Annotated in this window: 16 protein-coding genes; 11 read left to right on the forward strand and 5 right to left on the reverse strand. The window is 66.4% G+C overall.

Features of this window, described 5'->3' with window-relative positions:
- Positions 1 to 45 precede the first annotated feature (45 nt).
- The 5 genes from AC6CIE_RS04370 (at position 46) to AC6CIE_RS04390 (ending at position 6,691) form a co-directional block, all read left to right on the forward strand.
- Complete coding sequence (locus tag AC6CIE_RS04370; RefSeq protein ID WP_175121258.1) at positions 46 to 1,026, forward strand: Bug family tripartite tricarboxylate transporter substrate binding protein; 981 nt, start codon at positions 46 to 48, stop codon at positions 1,024 to 1,026.
- A gap of 12 nt (positions 1,027 to 1,038) precedes the next feature.
- A complete protein-coding gene (locus AC6CIE_RS04375; protein ID WP_498091322.1) occupies positions 1,039 to 2,562 on the forward strand; it encodes an amidase in 1,524 nt (507 codons plus the stop codon).
- A gap of 267 nt (positions 2,563 to 2,829) precedes the next feature.
- Positions 2,830 to 3,957, forward strand: a complete 1,128-nt coding sequence (locus tag AC6CIE_RS04380; protein ID WP_175121260.1) for a TRAP transporter substrate-binding protein — start codon at positions 2,830 to 2,832, stop codon at positions 3,955 to 3,957.
- A gap of 125 nt (positions 3,958 to 4,082) precedes the next feature.
- Positions 4,083 to 4,706 carry a TRAP transporter small permease subunit gene (locus tag AC6CIE_RS04385; RefSeq protein ID WP_498091323.1) on the forward strand — a complete coding sequence of 208 codons (624 nt, stop codon included), beginning with the start codon at positions 4,083 to 4,085 and terminating at the stop codon, positions 4,704 to 4,706.
- Positions 4,703 to 6,691, forward strand: coding sequence for a TRAP transporter large permease (locus tag AC6CIE_RS04390; protein ID WP_498091325.1), 1,989 nt, complete (start codon positions 4,703 to 4,705; stop codon positions 6,689 to 6,691). Before AC6CIE_RS04385 ends, AC6CIE_RS04390 begins: the two co-directional genes overlap by 4 nt.
- 127 nt (positions 6,692 to 6,818) lie before the next feature.
- On the opposite strand, the gene AC6CIE_RS04395 is transcribed toward AC6CIE_RS04390, so the two are convergent.
- Together AC6CIE_RS04395 and AC6CIE_RS04400 are read right to left on the reverse strand one after the other, a co-directional pair.
- Entirely contained in the window at positions 6,819 to 7,502 is a 684-nt protein-coding gene (locus tag AC6CIE_RS04395) for a site-2 protease family protein (RefSeq protein ID WP_498091327.1), read from the reverse strand.
- Complete coding sequence (locus AC6CIE_RS04400; RefSeq protein ID WP_498091329.1) at positions 7,499 to 7,987, reverse strand: DUF6882 domain-containing protein; 489 nt, start codon at positions 7,985 to 7,987, stop codon at positions 7,499 to 7,501. The genes AC6CIE_RS04395 and AC6CIE_RS04400 overlap by 4 nt, the downstream gene beginning before the upstream one ends.
- Positions 7,988 to 8,112: 125 nt before the next feature.
- Between AC6CIE_RS04400 and AC6CIE_RS04405 the strand changes: the two genes are divergently transcribed.
- A complete protein-coding gene (locus tag AC6CIE_RS04405; RefSeq protein ID WP_291385719.1) occupies positions 8,113 to 8,625 on the forward strand; it encodes a MarR family winged helix-turn-helix transcriptional regulator in 513 nt (170 codons plus the stop codon).
- Positions 8,622 to 9,443 carry a DNA alkylation repair protein gene (locus AC6CIE_RS04410; RefSeq protein WP_498091331.1) on the forward strand — a complete coding sequence of 274 codons (822 nt, stop codon included), beginning with the start codon at positions 8,622 to 8,624 and terminating at the stop codon, positions 9,441 to 9,443. Before AC6CIE_RS04405 ends, AC6CIE_RS04410 begins: the two co-directional genes overlap by 4 nt.
- Positions 9,444 to 9,515: 72 nt before the next feature.
- On the opposite strand, the gene AC6CIE_RS04415 is transcribed toward AC6CIE_RS04410, so the two are convergent.
- Positions 9,516 to 10,325, reverse strand: coding sequence for a nucleotidyltransferase domain-containing protein (locus AC6CIE_RS04415; RefSeq protein WP_498091333.1), 810 nt, complete (start codon positions 10,323 to 10,325; stop codon positions 9,516 to 9,518).
- A gap of 43 nt (positions 10,326 to 10,368) precedes the next feature.
- Positions 10,369 to 11,118: an SDR family oxidoreductase gene (locus AC6CIE_RS04420; RefSeq protein ID WP_175136295.1), complete on the reverse strand. Its 750-nt coding sequence runs from the start codon at positions 11,116 to 11,118 to the stop codon at positions 10,369 to 10,371.
- 157 nt (positions 11,119 to 11,275) lie between these two features.
- On the opposite strand from AC6CIE_RS04420, the gene AC6CIE_RS04425 reads away from it, so the two are divergent.
- A complete protein-coding gene (locus tag AC6CIE_RS04425) occupies positions 11,276 to 12,193 on the forward strand; it encodes a LysR substrate-binding domain-containing protein (protein WP_498091335.1) in 918 nt (305 codons plus the stop codon).
- Positions 12,194 to 12,271: 78 nt separating this feature from the next.
- Positions 12,272 to 13,072 carry a DUF169 domain-containing protein gene (locus tag AC6CIE_RS04430; protein ID WP_175183659.1) on the forward strand — a complete coding sequence of 267 codons (801 nt, stop codon included), beginning with the start codon at positions 12,272 to 12,274 and terminating at the stop codon, positions 13,070 to 13,072.
- Here AC6CIE_RS04430 and AC6CIE_RS04435 read toward each other — a convergent pair.
- Complete coding sequence (locus tag AC6CIE_RS04435) at positions 13,063 to 13,974, reverse strand: LysR family transcriptional regulator (RefSeq protein WP_175183658.1); 912 nt, start codon at positions 13,972 to 13,974, stop codon at positions 13,063 to 13,065. The genes AC6CIE_RS04430 and AC6CIE_RS04435 overlap by 10 nt on opposite strands.
- 107 nt (positions 13,975 to 14,081) lie before the next feature.
- Here AC6CIE_RS04435 and AC6CIE_RS04440 point away from each other — a divergent pair, with 107 nt between their 5' ends.
- Entirely contained in the window at positions 14,082 to 15,284 is a 1,203-nt protein-coding gene (locus tag AC6CIE_RS04440; protein ID WP_498091337.1) for an MFS transporter, read from the forward strand.
- Positions 15,285 to 15,393: 109 nt separating this feature from the next.
- Complete coding sequence (locus AC6CIE_RS04445; RefSeq protein ID WP_498091339.1) at positions 15,394 to 16,062, forward strand: HAD family hydrolase; 669 nt, start codon at positions 15,394 to 15,396, stop codon at positions 16,060 to 16,062.
- Positions 16,063 to 16,073 lie beyond the last annotated feature (11 nt).

Raw genomic sequence — 16,073 nt, forward strand, 5'->3', positions numbered from 1 at the left:
CGACAGACGCGCCGCTTATCCACCACCTCCCCATCGAGCACCGCCATGAAAACCTCGTTTCTTGCAGTCAGCCTCGCTTTTGCCAGCACCGTCGGCGCCGTCGCGCCCGCAGTGGCCCAGGACGCCTACCCCAGCCGGCCGATTACGCTGGTCGTGCCTTTCCCGCCGGGTGGCGCCACCGATGTGCTGGGCCGCGTGGTGGCGCAGAAACTGGGGCAGGAATTGGGGCGCACGATCGTGGTGGAAAACCGCGCGGGCGCTGGCACGGTGATCGGCGCCAGCTTCGTCGCCAAGGCCGCGCCGGACGGCTACACGCTGCTGGTCAGTTCGGGCACGACGTTCACGGTCAACCCGGCCATTCAAGCCAACCTGCCGTACGACCCGGTCAAGAGCTTCGAGCCGATCGGCATTGTCGGCCGCACCGGTCTGGCGCTGCTTGCGAACCCCAAGGTGCCCGTCAAGGACTTGAAGGAGTTCGTGGCCTATGTGAAGGACCCGGCTCACGATCAGCCGCCCTACGGATCGTTCGGCACCGGCACCACCGCGCATTTCGTGGGCGAGGCCTTTACCTCGGCCGCCAAGCTGAAGATGACGCACGTGCCGTACAAGGGCAGCTCGCCCGCGATGACCGACCTGATCGGCGGACAGATTCCGTTCTCGGTCGACACCGTGGCCGCGGCCCTGCCGCAAAGCAAGCAGGGCAAGGTGCGCGTCCTGGCAGTGTCCGCGCCCAAGCGCTCCGCCTTCCTGCCCGACGTGCCCACGTTCGCGGAACAAGGCTATCCGTCGGTCGCGATGGATACGTGGTTGATGGTCGCCGCGCCGCGTGGTCTGCCGGCCGACGTGAAGACGCGGCTGGAGAAGGCGCTCAAGGCGACCGTCGAATCGCCCGAGGTGGTCAAGAGCCTGGAGGCGCAAGGCTTCGAAGCCGCCTTCGCCAGCGCCGCTGAAGGCGAGGCGCTGATCCAGCAGGAACTGCCCGTCATGCGTGAAGTGGCGCAGCGGGCCAACATCAAGATCGACTGAAGGAAGACGACGATGGCATTGGACGACACCCTGGTATCCCTGACGGCGGTCGAGCTGCGGCGCATGATCGGCGCCCGCCAGCTTTCGCCGGTGGAATTGCTGGAGGCCTGCATCGCGCGCATCCAGGCCGTGAACCCGTACATCAACGCGGTGACCGCCACCGCCTATGAGCGGGCGAGGGCGGAAGCGCGCGCCGCCGAGCGCGCCGTGATGGCGGGCGAGCCGCTGGGCCTGTTGCACGGCCTGCCGATGGGGGTGAAGGATCTGGAACCCACCGCCGGTGTGCTGACCACGTACGGCTCGCCCTTGTATCGCGGCCACGTGCCCGACGAGGACATCGAGCTGGTGGCGCGCCTGCGCCGCGCCGGCGCCATCGTCGCTGCCAAGACCAACGTGCCCGAAATGGGCGCGGGCGCCAACTCGCGCAACACGGTGTGGGGCGCGACCGGCAATCCGTTCAATCCGAATTTGAACGCAGGCGGTTCGTCGGGCGGCTCAGCCGCAGCGTTGGCCGCCGACATGCTGCCGGTCTGCACTGGCTCGGACACCGGCGGCTCGCTCCGCATTCCCGCGTCCAAATGCGGCGTGGTTGGATTCCGGCCGTCGCCGGGCGTCGTGCCCAGCGTGCGCAAGCCGCTCGGCTGGACGCCGATTTCCGTGGTCGGGCCGATGGGCCGCACGGTGGCCGACGCCTGCCTGCAGATGGCGGCGTCCGCGGGCATGCATGCCGGCGACCCGCTCAGCTATCCGCTGGACCCGCTGCAATTCCTGAACCCCGGCGTCGCGGACCTGGGCTCGCTGCGTGTGGCCTACACCGAAGACTTCGGCGCGTGCGACGTGGATGACGGCATCCGCGCCACCTTCCGCGAAAAGATCGCCGCGATGCGGCATCTGTTTGCCGCCTGCGATCCGATCGACCTGGATGTGGGCGAGGCCCACCGGTGCTTCGACGTGCTGCGCGCCGAAGCCTTCGTGGCGGGCATGCGCGACGCCTACGAGAAGGATCCGTCCAGCCTGGGTCCCAATACCCGCGCCAATTTCGAAATGGGCGCGGCGATGAGCCTGAAGGACTGCGCGTGGGCGCAGGCCGAGCAGACGCGCCTGATCAAGCGCTTTCAGCGCGCCTACGACGATTACGACCTCATCCTTTCGCCCACCACGCCGGTGTCGCCGTTTCCGTGGACGCAGCTGTACGCGGACAAGATCAACGGCGTTGCGCAAGAGAACTACTACCGCTGGCTGGCACTGACGTATGTGGTCACGCTGACCACGCACCCGGCGCTGACGCTGCCGTGCGGGCGCGATGCCAAGGGCATGCCGTTCGGGCTGCAGATCGTGGGCCGCTTTCGCGCAGACCGTGAAGTGCTGGCCGCGGCGCAGGCGATGGAGCAGGCGTTTGCGGGCTCGGACGTGCTGCAGCGCCCAAAGCCGGATCTGGCTGCGTTGCGTCCTGCCGAGCCGGCGTTGACGTCGATCGTGACGTCGCCGCCACAGTTGCAGGGCGGGGGAGAGACGGGTTCCCTTTCGGCGGTATAACCCCCGCCTTTCAGCGCATCGGGCCAGCACGCCGCGCCACGCGGCCTGCTGGCCTTTTGCTAATTCAGGCTAGTCCGTTTTCTAGGGTAATTCCTGACTAAAAGCTGATTGTCAGCCGTTTGTCAGGCAGGTTTAATCACTCCAAAGTTGCGCATCAGACGCATCAACCGGCATCGGATGGCTCGCAGCAGTCAATCTGTGCCACACCCTTGCAGCCGTAGTAACAACACGCTGGTCCATGTAGTCCACCCCAGGAGACAACAAGCCATGCAACACGTTACAAAGCCCCGCCGCCGCAAATTCATCTCCGGCGCAGCCGCCGCAGGGGTCGCGGCGCTAGGATTTCCCGCCATCGCCAAGGCGCAGAACGCACCCATTTCCTTCCGGTTCCAGAGCACCTGGCCCGCGACCGACATCTTCCACGAATTCGCCCGCGACTACGCCAACAAGGTCAACGAGATGGCCGGCGGTCAGTTGAAGATCGAGGTGCTGCCCGCGGGCGCCGTGGTCAAGGCGTTCGACTTGCTGGATGCGGTGTCGGCCGGGACGCTGGACGGCGGCCACGGCGTAGTGGCCTACTGGTACGGCAAGAACACGGCAGTTGCGCTGTGGGGGTCCGGTCCGTCTTTCGGGATGGATGCCAACATGCTGCTGGCCTGGCATGAATACGGCGGCGGCAAGGAGCTGCTGGTCGAGATCCAGAAGGCCATGAACGTGAACGTGCAGTCCCTGATGTACGGACCGATGCCGACGCAGCCGTTCGGTTGGTTCAAGCGGCCGGTCACGAAGGTCGAGGACGTCAAGGGCGTGAAGTTCCGTACCGTGGGCCTGGCCATTGACATGTACACCGCGATGGGCGCGGCCGTGAATGCGCTGCCCGGCGGGGAAATCGTGCCGGCGCTGGACCGCGGCCTGCTGGACGGGGCGGAATTCAACAACGCGTCTTCCGACCTGGCGCTGGGATTCCAGGACGTCTCCAAGATCTGCATGCTGCAGAGCTTTCATCAGAGCGCGGAGCAATTCGAGGTGCTGTTCAACAAGGCCAAGTACGACGCCTTGCCGGAACACCTGAAGCACATCCTGAGCTATGCGGCGCAGGCGTCCAGCGCGGACATGTCCTGGAAGGCGGCGAACCGCTATTCGCAGGACTACATCAAGCTGCAGAAGGATCACAACGTCAAGTTCTACAAGACGCCGGACGCGATCCTGCAGCAGCAGCTCAAGATCTGGGACGAGATGATCGCCAAGCGGTCGGCCGAGAATCCGCTGTTCAAGAAGGTGCTGGAATCGCAGCGGGCGTTCGCGGAACGGGTGGGGCGCTGGCACGGCGACACCACCGTCAACTACCGCATGGCCTACAACCACTACTTCTCGCGCAGCACCAAGCCGGCCTGACGCCGTCCTGCGCCGCACCCGCGCGCCGCATGACCGGCGCGCGGGGTTTCGCCATGCGTCCAGGTTCCGTGCGCGCTGGCGGCAGGTTTGCCGCGGCCTGAGCGGATCCGACTCCAGGACCTTCGATGATCCGAATCGTACGTTTCATAGATAGCATCTCCACCCTTGTGGGCAAGACCTTTGCCTGGCTGATCGTGGTGCTGACGCTGCATGTGTGCTGGGAAGTCGCGGCGCGCTACATCCTGAACCAGCCCAGCGCCTGGGCGTTCGACCTGCAGATGATGTACTACGGGATCCTGTTCATGATGGCCGGGGCGTATACGCTGGCCAAGAACGGGCACGTGCGCGGGGACATCCTGTACGGATTCCTGCCGCCGCGTGTGCAGGCGGGGCTGGACCTGCTGCTCTTCATCGTCTTTTTCTTTCCGGGCGTCATCGCCCTGGTGTGGGCGGGCTGGTACTACGCCGGCTATTCCATCGCCATCCGCGAGCATTCCTCGCTGATGGCCAACGGGCCGCCGATCTATCCATTCAAGGCCTTCATTCCCGCTGCCGGCGCAGTGCTGCTGTTGCAGGGCGTGGCCGAGGTCATGCGCTGCATCCTGTGCCTGAAGCAGGGCGCGTGGCCGTCGCGTGAAGAGGACGTCGAGGAAGTGGACGTCGACAAGCTCAAGGAGATGGTGCACGTGAAGGACGAAGACATCGCCAAGCTCGATCGTTACGTCAACTCCGGGAAGTCCCAGCGATGAAAATCCACAAGGCATTGTGGTTCGGCCTGTCGTGCATCGCGCTGGTGCTGCTGATGATCGCGTTTTTGACGCCGTGGGACAACCTCACCACCGGCCACATCGGGCTGCTGATGCTGGCCCTGATCGTGGTGGCGATCATGCTGGGCTTTCCCACGGCGTTCACGCTGATGGGCATGGGCGTGCTGTTCACGTTCCTGGCGTATTACATGCAGAGTTCGGATCCGGGGCGGTCGCTCGGACAGACGCTGGACCTGATGGTGCAGCGCACGTACGCCACGATGACGAACGATTCGCTGATTTCGATTCCGCTGTTCGTGTTCATGGGCTATCTGGTCGAGCGCGCCAACCTGATCGAAAAGCTCTTCCGGTCGATGCATCTGGCGCTGGCGCGGCTGCCCGGCGCGCTGGCGGTGGCCACATTGGCGACGTGCGCCATCTTCGCGACGGCGACAGGCATTGTGGGGGCGGTGGTCACGCTGATGGGGTTGCTGGCAATGCCGGCCATGCTGAAGGCGGGTTACAGCGTGCGTCTGACGGCCGGTTCGATCACGGCGGGCGGCTGTCTGGGCATCCTGCTGCCGCCGTCGGTGATGCTGATCGTGTACGGCGCCACCACGGGCGTGTCGGTCGTGCAGTTGTATGCCGGTGCGCTCTTTCCCGGGCTCATGCTGGCGATTCTGTACATGGTGTACGTCATCATCGTGGCCAAGCTGCGGCCCGACATGGCGCCGCCTTTGCCAGAAAGCGAGCGTGGCGTGCCGCTGTCGCCCGGGACGGCAGCGCTTGCCGCGGGCCCCTACACGCGCGCCGTATCGGGCATGCTGGCCGCCATGTTCAAGGGCCGGCGCAACAGCGCGGTGTCGTTTGGCTATCTGACTCGCAATATGGCGATGGCGGTGACGCCGTTGTTGGTCACGGTGCTGATGCTGGCGGTGGTGCATCATGCGCTGACCAAGCCCGCTGTGGAGTACGAGATTCCCGCCGAACTGCAGTTGGGCTCGGGCGGCTTCGATTCCGGCTCTGGGTTGAGCGAACCGCCCACGGACGGCTTGGCCGAGCCGCCGTCCAATGACCTGCCCGAAGCCCCGTCCAATGAACTTGCCGAACCGCCGGGTAGCGCGCCCGCCGCGTCGGGCTTGAGCGAACCGCCGGGCACGCCCGCCGCCCAGCCGCCAGCAGGCGCGGCCGCACCTGCACAGCAGGCTGCACCCGACACGGCCGACGCCCGCAAGCCCGCGCCCACCGGCTTCTGGATCTTTGCAGGCGTCTGCGCAGTGATGCTGGCAGTGTTCTACGCCGCGCTGACGTGGGCGCGGCTGGAAATCTTCAAGATGCTGATGGCATCGTTCTTTCCGCTGGCGGTGATGATCGCGGCCGTGCTTGGTTCGATCGGCTTTGGCCTGGCCACGCCCAGCGAGGCCGCCGCCATGGGCGCGATGGGCGGGGCGTTGCTGGCGCTGGCGTATCGCAGGCTGAATCTGCCGGTGCTGCGCGAATCGGTGTTCCTGACGGCGAAGACCAGCGCCATGGTGTGCTGGCTGTTCGTGGGGTCATCGATCTTCTCGGCGGCGTTCGCGCTGCTGGGCGGCCAGCGCATCATCGAGGAATGGGTGCTGTCGCTGGGTCTAACGCAGATTCAGTTCCTGCTGCTGGCGCAGATCATCATCTTCCTGCTCGGCTGGCCGCTGGAGTGGACCGAGATCATCGTGATCTTCATGCCGATCTTCGTGCCGCTGCTCAATACGTTCGGCATCGATCCGCTGTTCTTCGGGCTCTTGGTGGCGCTGAACCTGCAGACCGCGTTCCTGTCCCCGCCGGTTGCGATGTCGGCGTTCTACTTGAAGGGCGTGTCGCCGCCGCACGTGACGCTGAATCAGATCTTCCTGGGCATGATGCCGTTCATGGGGATCCAGGTCGTCGCGATCTTCCTGCTGTACATGTTCCCGGCGATCGGCATGTGGCTGCCGACGGTGCTGTATCGGTAAGGCGCGAAGGTGTCTGATGCCGGTGAGAGCAAGTCGCAAGGGGAGGGGAGGTGTCTGACACCCATGAGATGCCGCCGCAATCCGACGGCCATCTCGCCGGGGTGTCAGACACCAGCTCACTCGGGTGTCAGACACCATTGCTGAGATACACCACGGCCGCGACGAGCCAGGACGCCGCCAGCGCCACATAAGCCAGCAGCAGCATCTGCGTAACGGATGCCGGCCAATGTTTGCCCAAGCCGGCGCTTTTGCCCAGCGCGCCCAACAGGTAGCCGCCGTTCGCGCCCGGCAAAGGCAGCAGGTTCAGCGCTGCCGTAGTGGCGGCGGTCAGGCCCAGCAACGTGGAAAATGGCAGACCGTGCGCGGCGGCATCCACGCGCGCCAGCAGCGCCTGCGCCGTGTGCAGCGGCGACAGCGCGCCGCTGATGATGTTCGCAAATCCACCCGTCAGCGCCTGCACGCCCGCCATGCCGCCGAGCAGCGCGCACGCCAACGCGATCAGCGCGAGGCAGCCGGAAGCGCCGATGAACAGTTGCGCCCAGAGCGGCTGCGCTTCCAGGTGTTGCGGGTGAATGTCCGCGTCATCCGCCGGCATCGTGTCGCCCGCCGTCTGGAAGCGGACCGCGCCGCCGACAGGCAGCAGCCGGATGCTGAGCTTACCCATCCGCAACAGGCGCGGCCCCAGCCCGAACGACAGTTCGTCCAGCGCCACGCCCAGCGCACGTCCCGCGAAGGCCATCACCGCCACATGCACCAGCGCGCAAAGCGCGACGGCCAGCAACAGTCCGATGACCCCTGACGCCACCGTCACTCGCATTCCGCCTTCGACAGCGACACTTTCCCGAATGTCATCCACACATGCGCCGTCTCCGACGCCTGCGCGCGATACGAGCCGGAGGCTTCACCCAGCCGCATGGCGACGGCGGTGAACTCCCAGGCCTGGGCGTCGTCGCAGTCGACCTTGCGTTCGGTGTAGGCGGGCAGTCCATGCGCACGTCCGAACGCCAACGCCAGTTGCGCGTGCTCGGCCATCTCGGCCGGCACGGACGGATGGTCCCAGCCCCACAGGAAGCTGCCGTCCTCGCTGTTGGACGTGCCGATGATCTGGACCGGCGCGGTGGCGACGACGCCACCCGGCAACTGGAACACGATCAGGCCGCTATCCATGTCCACCGACCATTGCTCGGCCTCGTCCAGGTGCCAGGTCGCGCAATGCGCCGTGGTGGCGGCCTGCATGCCTTCCATGCTTTGGGCGATGAAGTTCTGGACGTCGAAGGGCTTGGTGTTGTCGGACATGCTGCTGGGTTCCTTGCGAGCGGAAGTTGAAAAGCCCTCGATCATACCGGCTCCTTGCGGCACATTTGCGTAAAACGATTAACCGCCATACTATACGGCCACATATGAATAATCCCTTTCCGATCATGCTGGAACCCAAACATCACGCCTTGCTTGAAGAAGTTGCCCGCCGGGAATTGCCGTCTGCCGACGGCGTTCGCCTGTGTTTTCAGGTGCTTGCGCTGGCCGGCGCCATCGACCGGGATTGCGCAATGCGGCTGGCGCCCAAGCAGTTGTCTGAAGCCAAGTTTGTGCTGCTGTTCCTGTTGCACGGCCAGCCAGACGGGTTGCCGCCGCATGAACTGGCGACACGTGCGGGCGTGACGCGCGCAACGATCACAGGCTTGGTGGATGGGCTGGAGCGGGATGGGTTTGTCGAGCGCCAGGGCGGGCAGGCGGATCGCCGCAAGATTGCCGTGATGCTGACCGCCAAGGGCAGGGCGATGGCGGGCAGACTGTTCAAGGAGCACGCGGCATGGATCGGTTCGCTCTTTGACGGGCTGACCGGTGCGGAGCAACGGCAGCTTGGCGGGTTGCTGACGAAAGTGTGGCGCGGTACGGATGCAGGCCGGGTTGCCAGGCAGGAAGGTCAAGAATGAGCAAGACGACGAGCAAGCAGGGGCCAGCCGCGCCGAGTAAAAGTCTCCGTGTTGCGGACAAACCGCCAGGCCGAGGCGTGAAGGACATTGCACCGGCTCGGCTGGCGCAATTGAATGCAGGCGCGCCGGCCGCCACGCTGACGGAATGCCTTGCGGTGGACTTCGCGATTCTGATGCAGGCAGCAGTGCCTCAGGTAGGCGCTCAGCGCCTGGCCTTGATGCGCGAAGACAAGGCGGCCGGAATCTCCCGGCGGATGGCGAGAGCGGCCGGCATATTGCTGGACAGCGTGGGGCCGCAGGCCATCGCCGAACTGCAATCGCATCCGTCCGATACCGTCCGAGGCTGGGCGTGCTTCATGGTGGGTGCGTTACCGGGGGTGGCGGTGCAAGAACGGCTCGACCTGATTCGTCCGTTGGCCGACGATGCGCATTTCGGTGTGCGGGAATGGGCATGGCTGGCCGTCCGGCCGAAATTGGCGGCGGAATTGGAAACATCGGTCAAATGCCTGCGGCCCTGGACGCGGCATGCGTCGGAGCGCGGGCGGCGTTTTGCCAGCGAATCGCTGCGCCCGCGCGGGGTCTGGTGCACGCACATCGCGGCGCTGAAGGCCGATCCGGCCATCGCGCTGCCGCTGCTCGAACCGTTGCGGGCCGATCCGTCCGTTTACGTACAGGACTCGGTGGCCAACTGGCTCAACGACGCCAGCAAGGATCAGCCGCAGTGGGTGCGCGAAGTGTGCGCCCGATGGTCGGCGGGTTCGCCCAGCGACGCGACCGCACGAATCTGCAAGCGCGCATTGCGTTCAATCGGGCCTTAGCGGACACAAATCTCCGTTCGCCTTCGCCGGTGCATCAGTGGCTCGGGATGCGCCGAGCTGGGAAGCAAAGCCTCAATACGTCAGCGGCGCGCCCGTGACGACCTCATACAAAAACCGGTCCAGCGTCTCGGTCTGGCCGTCGGGCCGGTCGAAGTAGGGCGCTTTTTCCAGTTCGGCCAAGGTCGATTCAAGATACGCGTGGATCAGCGGGAAGCGAGGACCGTGCTCGGCTTCGCCCGCCGCCATCTTGATGGCCAGCAGTTCATTGATCTCGGCGCGCAACGCGGCGTCGGTGATGATGACGTCGGCCAGATCGGCAAAGCGCATCGGCGGAACGCCCCGGCCTCTGTCGATCCATTGGGCGGCCAGCACCGGCCGCAGGACGTACAGATACTTCTTCAGGCGAACCGTGTCGCCCTGCAGCGATTCGCGGAAGTTGCGGCCGGCCATGGCAACGTAGTGCCAGCGCCCCTTGGTGCTGGAGAAGTACGCGCTGCGGAAATGCCGCAGCCACGCGCTGACGGCGTCGTCCTGGCGATAGATGATGGGCGAATCCAGCCACTCGAAAAGCGTGGGGTTCGAGCCGCGCAAGAGTTGCAGAGACTTGCGCAGCTCCCAGCCCGAGACGTCCAGTTCGTCGTCAATCGGCAGCTCGATAACGTCGCGTTGCGGCGCCACGCGCAGATACCAGTCCAGCTTGTGTACGTACAGAAAGCGCACGTCGTAGTCGCTGTCGGGCGAGGCAAAGCCCCAGCCGCGGCTGCCGGATTCGCAGGCGAGCAGGACGCGCACGTCGTGGCGCTGCTCGATGTCTTGCAGGGTCGCCATCACGCGTTCGCGGACGGCGGGGTCGATGGGGTGGGCGTGCAGGATCGAAGTCATGCCCCGCATCCTAGCACCGCCCGGCCATCGGCCCGGCGCCGGTTCAAAGCTGGCTCATCCCGCCGTCCGCAATGATCTCCGTGCCCACGATGAAGGCCGATTCGCGCGCAGCCAGATGCAGGACGGTTGCGGCGATTTCCTGCGGCGTACCGAAGCGGCCCAGCGGAATCTGCGACTGGATGCTGGCGGCTGTCTTCTCAAGCGTGTCGGCGTCCAGGCCCAGCTTGCCGTAGATCGGCGTCGTGACCGGACCGGGGCTGACGACGTTGACCCGGACGCCTCGCGGCAGCCATTCGGCCGACAGCGTTTTCGCCAGCGAGATCAGCGCCGCCTTGCTGGCCGCGTAGATCGACGACGCCGGCATGCCGATATGGGCATTGATGGACCCGTTGAGCACGATGGACGCGCCCGCATTGAGCAAGGGGTCCAGCGCCTGCAACTGAAAGAACACGCCCTTGACGTTGGTGTCGAACGTCTGGTCCCACAGGTCTTCGGTGGCGTCGGCCAGCGTGGCGAACTTGGCGATGCCTGCATTGACGAAGACGGCGTCCAGGCGCACGCCTGCCGAGGCCAATGCGTCCGCCAGGGCCGCCGCCGCGCCGGGCGCGCCAGCGGTGTTCTGGATGGCCAAGGCGTTGCCGCCCAGGGTGACGCGGGTCTTTTCCAGCGCCGCGGTGTCGCGTCCGGTAACGATGACGCGGGCGCCTTCGGCGGCGAAGGCTTGGGCGGCAGCGAGGCCGATGCCGCTGGTGCCACCGGTGACCAGGACGGTCTTTTGTTGAAAACGGTTCATGACGGGTTCCTTTGGTGTGGAGGTGAGGTGTAGCCATGTTGCGCCTGGCCCGGTGGTTTGTCGTACGATCTGACGCACAAACACGTTCGAAGAAATTGCACATGTTTGGCCCGGAACGTGTATCCCCAGAGGTACAGCCCACTATGTTGAGCCCGCGATGCTGACTGCCAATGAACTCTCGCTGCTGGAAGCCATCCGCGATAGCGGCAGCCTGTCCCGGGCGGCCGCCCGGCTGGGCAAGGCGCCGTCTTCCGTGTCGCACGCCGCGCGGCAACTGGAGGAACGCTTCGATGCCCTCTTGTTCGACCGCCGCGGGTATCGGCTGCAACTGACGCCCGCCGGCCAATTGCTGGCGGACGAAGCCGCGCGGCTGGCGCAGGATGTCAGCCGGCTCACGCAGCGCGTGCGGCAAGTGGCCAGCGGCTGGGAAGACCGCCTGCACATCGTCAGCGACGAGATCCTGGAATTTGAACTGATGGCGCCGCTGGTCGGGGCCTTCGACAAGCTGGATTCAGGCGTAAGGCTGCGCTTCACGCACGAAGTGCTGGGCGGCACGTGGGAAGCGCTGCGCGAGGGACGGGCAGACCTGATTGTGGGCGCGACCAACGAGCAGCAGACCATGCCGAACCTGCAATGGGCGGCGTTGGGCGAGATGGAATGGCTGTTTGCCGTATCACCGCGCCATCCGCTGGCCAAGGCAAAGGGGCCGTTGCGCCAGGACCAGATCCAGCAACATCGCGCCGTCGTCGTCGCCGACACGGCGCGCGGCTCGTCGGCGCGCGGGTACGGCAGGGTCGGCGGGCAGGCGACATTGGCCGTGCCCAGCATGCGCGCCAAAATCCTGGCGCAACGCGAAGGCCTCGGCGTGGGCTGGGTGCCGCGCCACCGCGTGGCCTCGCTGCTGGCGCGAGGCGAACTGGTCGAGATGGCCACCGAGACGCCGCGCGAGCCCAACCTGCTGTATCTCGCCTGGCGCGGCGATCACGACGGGCGGGCGCTGCGCTGGTGGTTGGACCAGTTGCGCCAGCCGCGCATGGCGGCGGCGCTGATGCGGGGCATCGACGGGTTCGCCTGACGCGTTGTAGTCTTGACCGCGTGCGGCAACGCAGGCCTTCGGCCGACCAGACCGCAAACAACAGTCCAAAGGACGAACATGGAAGAGACAAGGCAGGAAACCGCGCTCGACTGGGCGGCGCTGGTCGACGACCTGAACCGGCTGCTGCGGCTGAAGACCACCGTCATCGGCATGAAGCTTTACGAGCACGAAGCCGACATGGCGGGGGTGAAGGGCCTGCGCCGGCCCAAGGCCACGCACACCACGGACCAGATCGTGGGCATGGCGGCAAGGCTGGGCTGGACGGTCGGCATTACGGGCGACGATCTGGTCGGCGCGCAATGCCGCGCGGTCATCGGGCTGGGGCCGCAGGACGAAGATTGGAAGCGCGGCAAGGAATATGTGGGGGTCTGGCACGCGACCGAAGCCGATGCCCGGGCGCGCCAGGAGGCGCTGACCTGTGTGCCGGCGGGCAAGTACCGCGCCATGGTGGTGTCGCCGCTGGCGAACGGTCGCCTCGACCCGCCGGACATCTGCCTCGTGTACGCCACGCCGGGCCAGATGATCATCCTGATCAACGGCCTGCAATGGAAGAACTATCAGCGCTTTGACTGGAGCGTCGTGGGGGAAACCGCCTGTGCGGATTCCTGGGGCAGGGCGCTTGCTACGGGCGAACCCAGCCTGTCCTTGCCCTGTTTTGCCGAACGCCGCTATGGCGGCGTGCCCGACGAAGAAATGCTGATGGCGCTGCCTCCCCGCTATCTGCCGATTGCCATCGAAGGCATGAAGGCGCTGGCGGCCAATGGCCTGCGCTATCCCATCGCGCCCTATGGCATCCAGAACGACGTGCGCGCCGGCATGGGGGTGAGCTACGCGCAGCCGCCCAAGGCTCAGGGGTGAATGCCAGCGTGCAGCGCCGCGGCCAGCGCGCGCGCGGCCGGTCCCAGCGGCCGGTCGATGCGGTGCGCAAGATAGGTTTCGGTGGTGACCTGGCTGTCGCGGCCCAGGCTGGCGGTGGGCACGCGCAGCAGGCGGCCCTCGGCCAGGTCGCGCTCGACCTGCCACAGCGGCAGCCGGCCCCAGCCGAGCCCGGACAGGATCAGCGCGTGCTTGGTGTCCTGGCCGCTGACGCGGCAGGTCTGCGGCGACAGCACGGCAAAGTCGCGGCCCTCCGACAGCGACGAGGGATCGGATTGCACGATCTGAAGGTGATCCGCCAGGTCCGCCGCGGTAAGCGCGCGGCCGGCGCGCGCAGTCTGCGCCAGGGGATGCGAAGCGCCGACCACGGCCACCATCTGAATGGCGCCAAGCGCCTGCACCGCAATGCGCGGATGCCGGAAATGCTCGCCTGCAAGAATGCCCAATGTGTGCGTGCCGGCCAACAGCGCGTCGACCGGTCCGCCCAAGGGCAGCACCGAGACGCGCATCGCCACCGAGGGATACGCGGTGCGCATGTGGTTCAGCGCCGCGCCAGCCCGTTCGATCGGAAAGAGCGTATCCACCACCAGCGAAAGCTCCAGCTCGACGCCTTCGCCCAGGCCCTGCGCGCGAGCGCGCATCGCATCGACCCGCAGCAGGATGTCGCGGGCGTTGGCAAGCAGCGCCTGGCCCTGCGGCGTCATGACGGGACGATGGCCGGTGCGGTCGAACAGCGGTACGCCCAGTTGCGCCTCCATGTTGGCAATGGCGTGGCTGACGGCGGACTGCACACGGGACAAGCGCCGGGCGGCCGCGCGAAAGCTGCCGGTATCTGCGACGGCGGCGAACACACGCAGTTGGTCCAGGGTCAGCGCGTCAATCATGGGACGGTTGATCTATTTGTTCGATCAAGATCGTCGAAAGGTTATCACTTCGCGGAATCAATTTTGCGAGGCATGATGCCGGAATCTTGGCGATAGCGAGGGACGGGATGGACAAGGTTGAAGGGGCGGAAGGCGCCATCGGGCACCCGCATTGGGGCGCGGTGCTGGCCATCGTGGGCGCGGGCGTCGTGGCGGCGTTGCAGGTGGGCAAGGTCATCATCGCCGCGCCGCTGCTGCGCAAGGACATGGGGCTGGACCTCGCGTCCATTGGCACGCTGACGGCGGTGTTTTCGATATTGGGCATGGTGGGCGGCATCGCGGCGGGCGGGGTGATCGCGCGCTTTGGCGCCCGGCGCATGCTGATCCTGGGCCTGGCGGCGACCGCGGCGGGCACGGCGGTGGGCGCGCTGGCGCCCGGCTATGGTGTGCTGCTGGGCTCCCGGGTGATCGAGGGACTGGGTTTCCTGATGATTACGGTGGCGGGGCCTGCCGCGCTGCAGCGCATCGTCACTGGCGGCAGGCGCGATTTCGCCTTTGCACTCTGGAGCTGCTACATGCCGGCCGGAATGGCAATCGCGATGCTCGCCTCGCAGGCGTTCGATGACTGGCACGCCTATTGGTGGTGCGCGGGCATCGCTGCAGGCGTGGCGCTTGCCAGCATCGCCGTGCTGGCGCCGCCCACGCCTCGCGGCGCGGCCCTGTCGTGGCAGGGGCTACGACAGGACACGGTCGACACCATGGCCGCGGCCGGCCCGATGTTGCTGGCGCTGTCATTCACGCTCTACAGCCTGATGTTCTTCGCGTTGTTCACCTTCCTGCCGGTGCTGCTCATGGAGCAACTGGGGCTGACGCTGGCGGCGGCCGGGCTGTACAGCGCCATCGCCAGCGCCGCCAACGTGGTGGGCAATCTGGGGGCGGGCGTACTGCTTGCACGCGGCTGGCGGCGGTCCACGCTGATCGCCTGCGCCAGCGCGGTGATGGCGGCCGTGTCGCTGCTGATCTTCGGTTCCGCACTGCCGGCCATGACCACCTTTCTGCTGTGCGTGCTGTTCTCGGCCGTGGGCGGGCTGATCCCTGCGACGCTGCTTGGCACCGCGCCGCAGGCGGCCCCGCGTCCGGCGTTGACCGCGGCGTCGGTGGGGCTGGTCATGCAGGGCAGCAATCTGGGGCAGGTCATCGGACCCGTGGCGGTGGGCGGCGCGATCGACCGCTTTGGCTGGTCCTCCGCGTCGTTCATCGTGGCGGCGGCAGGACTGGCGGGCGTGGCCGTCGCCTGGCGGCTGCGGCGCGTCGGGGGCACCAACCTTTGACAAGGCCTGGCAGCGCGCGCCGTCGGTCACTCGGTGCCGGTCATGAGGCGGGCGCTTCGCTGTAACCGGGCTGGCCTATCATGGAGCGGCCGAACACGTTGGAGGTTACATGCACACGCCCGCCCCGCGCCTGGTCATCTTTGATTGCGATGGCGTCCTGATCGACAGCGAAATCATCGCCGCGCGCGCCCAATCCAGCGCCCTGGCCGAACACGGCATCGCCATCACGCCCGAAGAGGCCGCGCTGCGCTTTGCCGGCATTCCGGATGCGGACATGTGGCGCACGTTGCAGGAAGAGCACGCCTGCGCGTTGCCCGAAGGCTTCGCGCGCCAGTATGCCGATCGGCTGGATCGCACGTTCCGCACCGAACTGCGCCCCTTGCCGCACGTGCACGAGACGCTGAAGGTATTGAAGGAACGCGGGCTGGACCTGTGCGTCGCGTCCAGCAGCATGCCGACCAAGCTGGAGGCGGCGCTCAAGATGGTGGGTCTGTGGGAGACGTTTGCACCGCATGTGTTCAGCACTGCGCAGGTGGCCAAGGGCAAGCCGGCGCCGGACGTTTTTCTGTACGCAGCGCGGCAGATGCGGGCCGCGGTGCTGGATTGCGTCGTGGTCGAGGACAGCGTGCCGGGTGTGCGCGCTGCCCGTGCGGCGCGCATGCGGGCAGTGGGGTTTGTGGGCGCCTCGCACAACGGACCGCAACAGCGGCAGCGGTTGCTGGACGAGGGCGCCTTTGAAGTGATCGATGATCTGCGGCGGCTGCCGGAGATCATCTGAGAGGGGCTGCT

This window comes from Achromobacter sp. GQ309, from assembly GCF_059759315.1.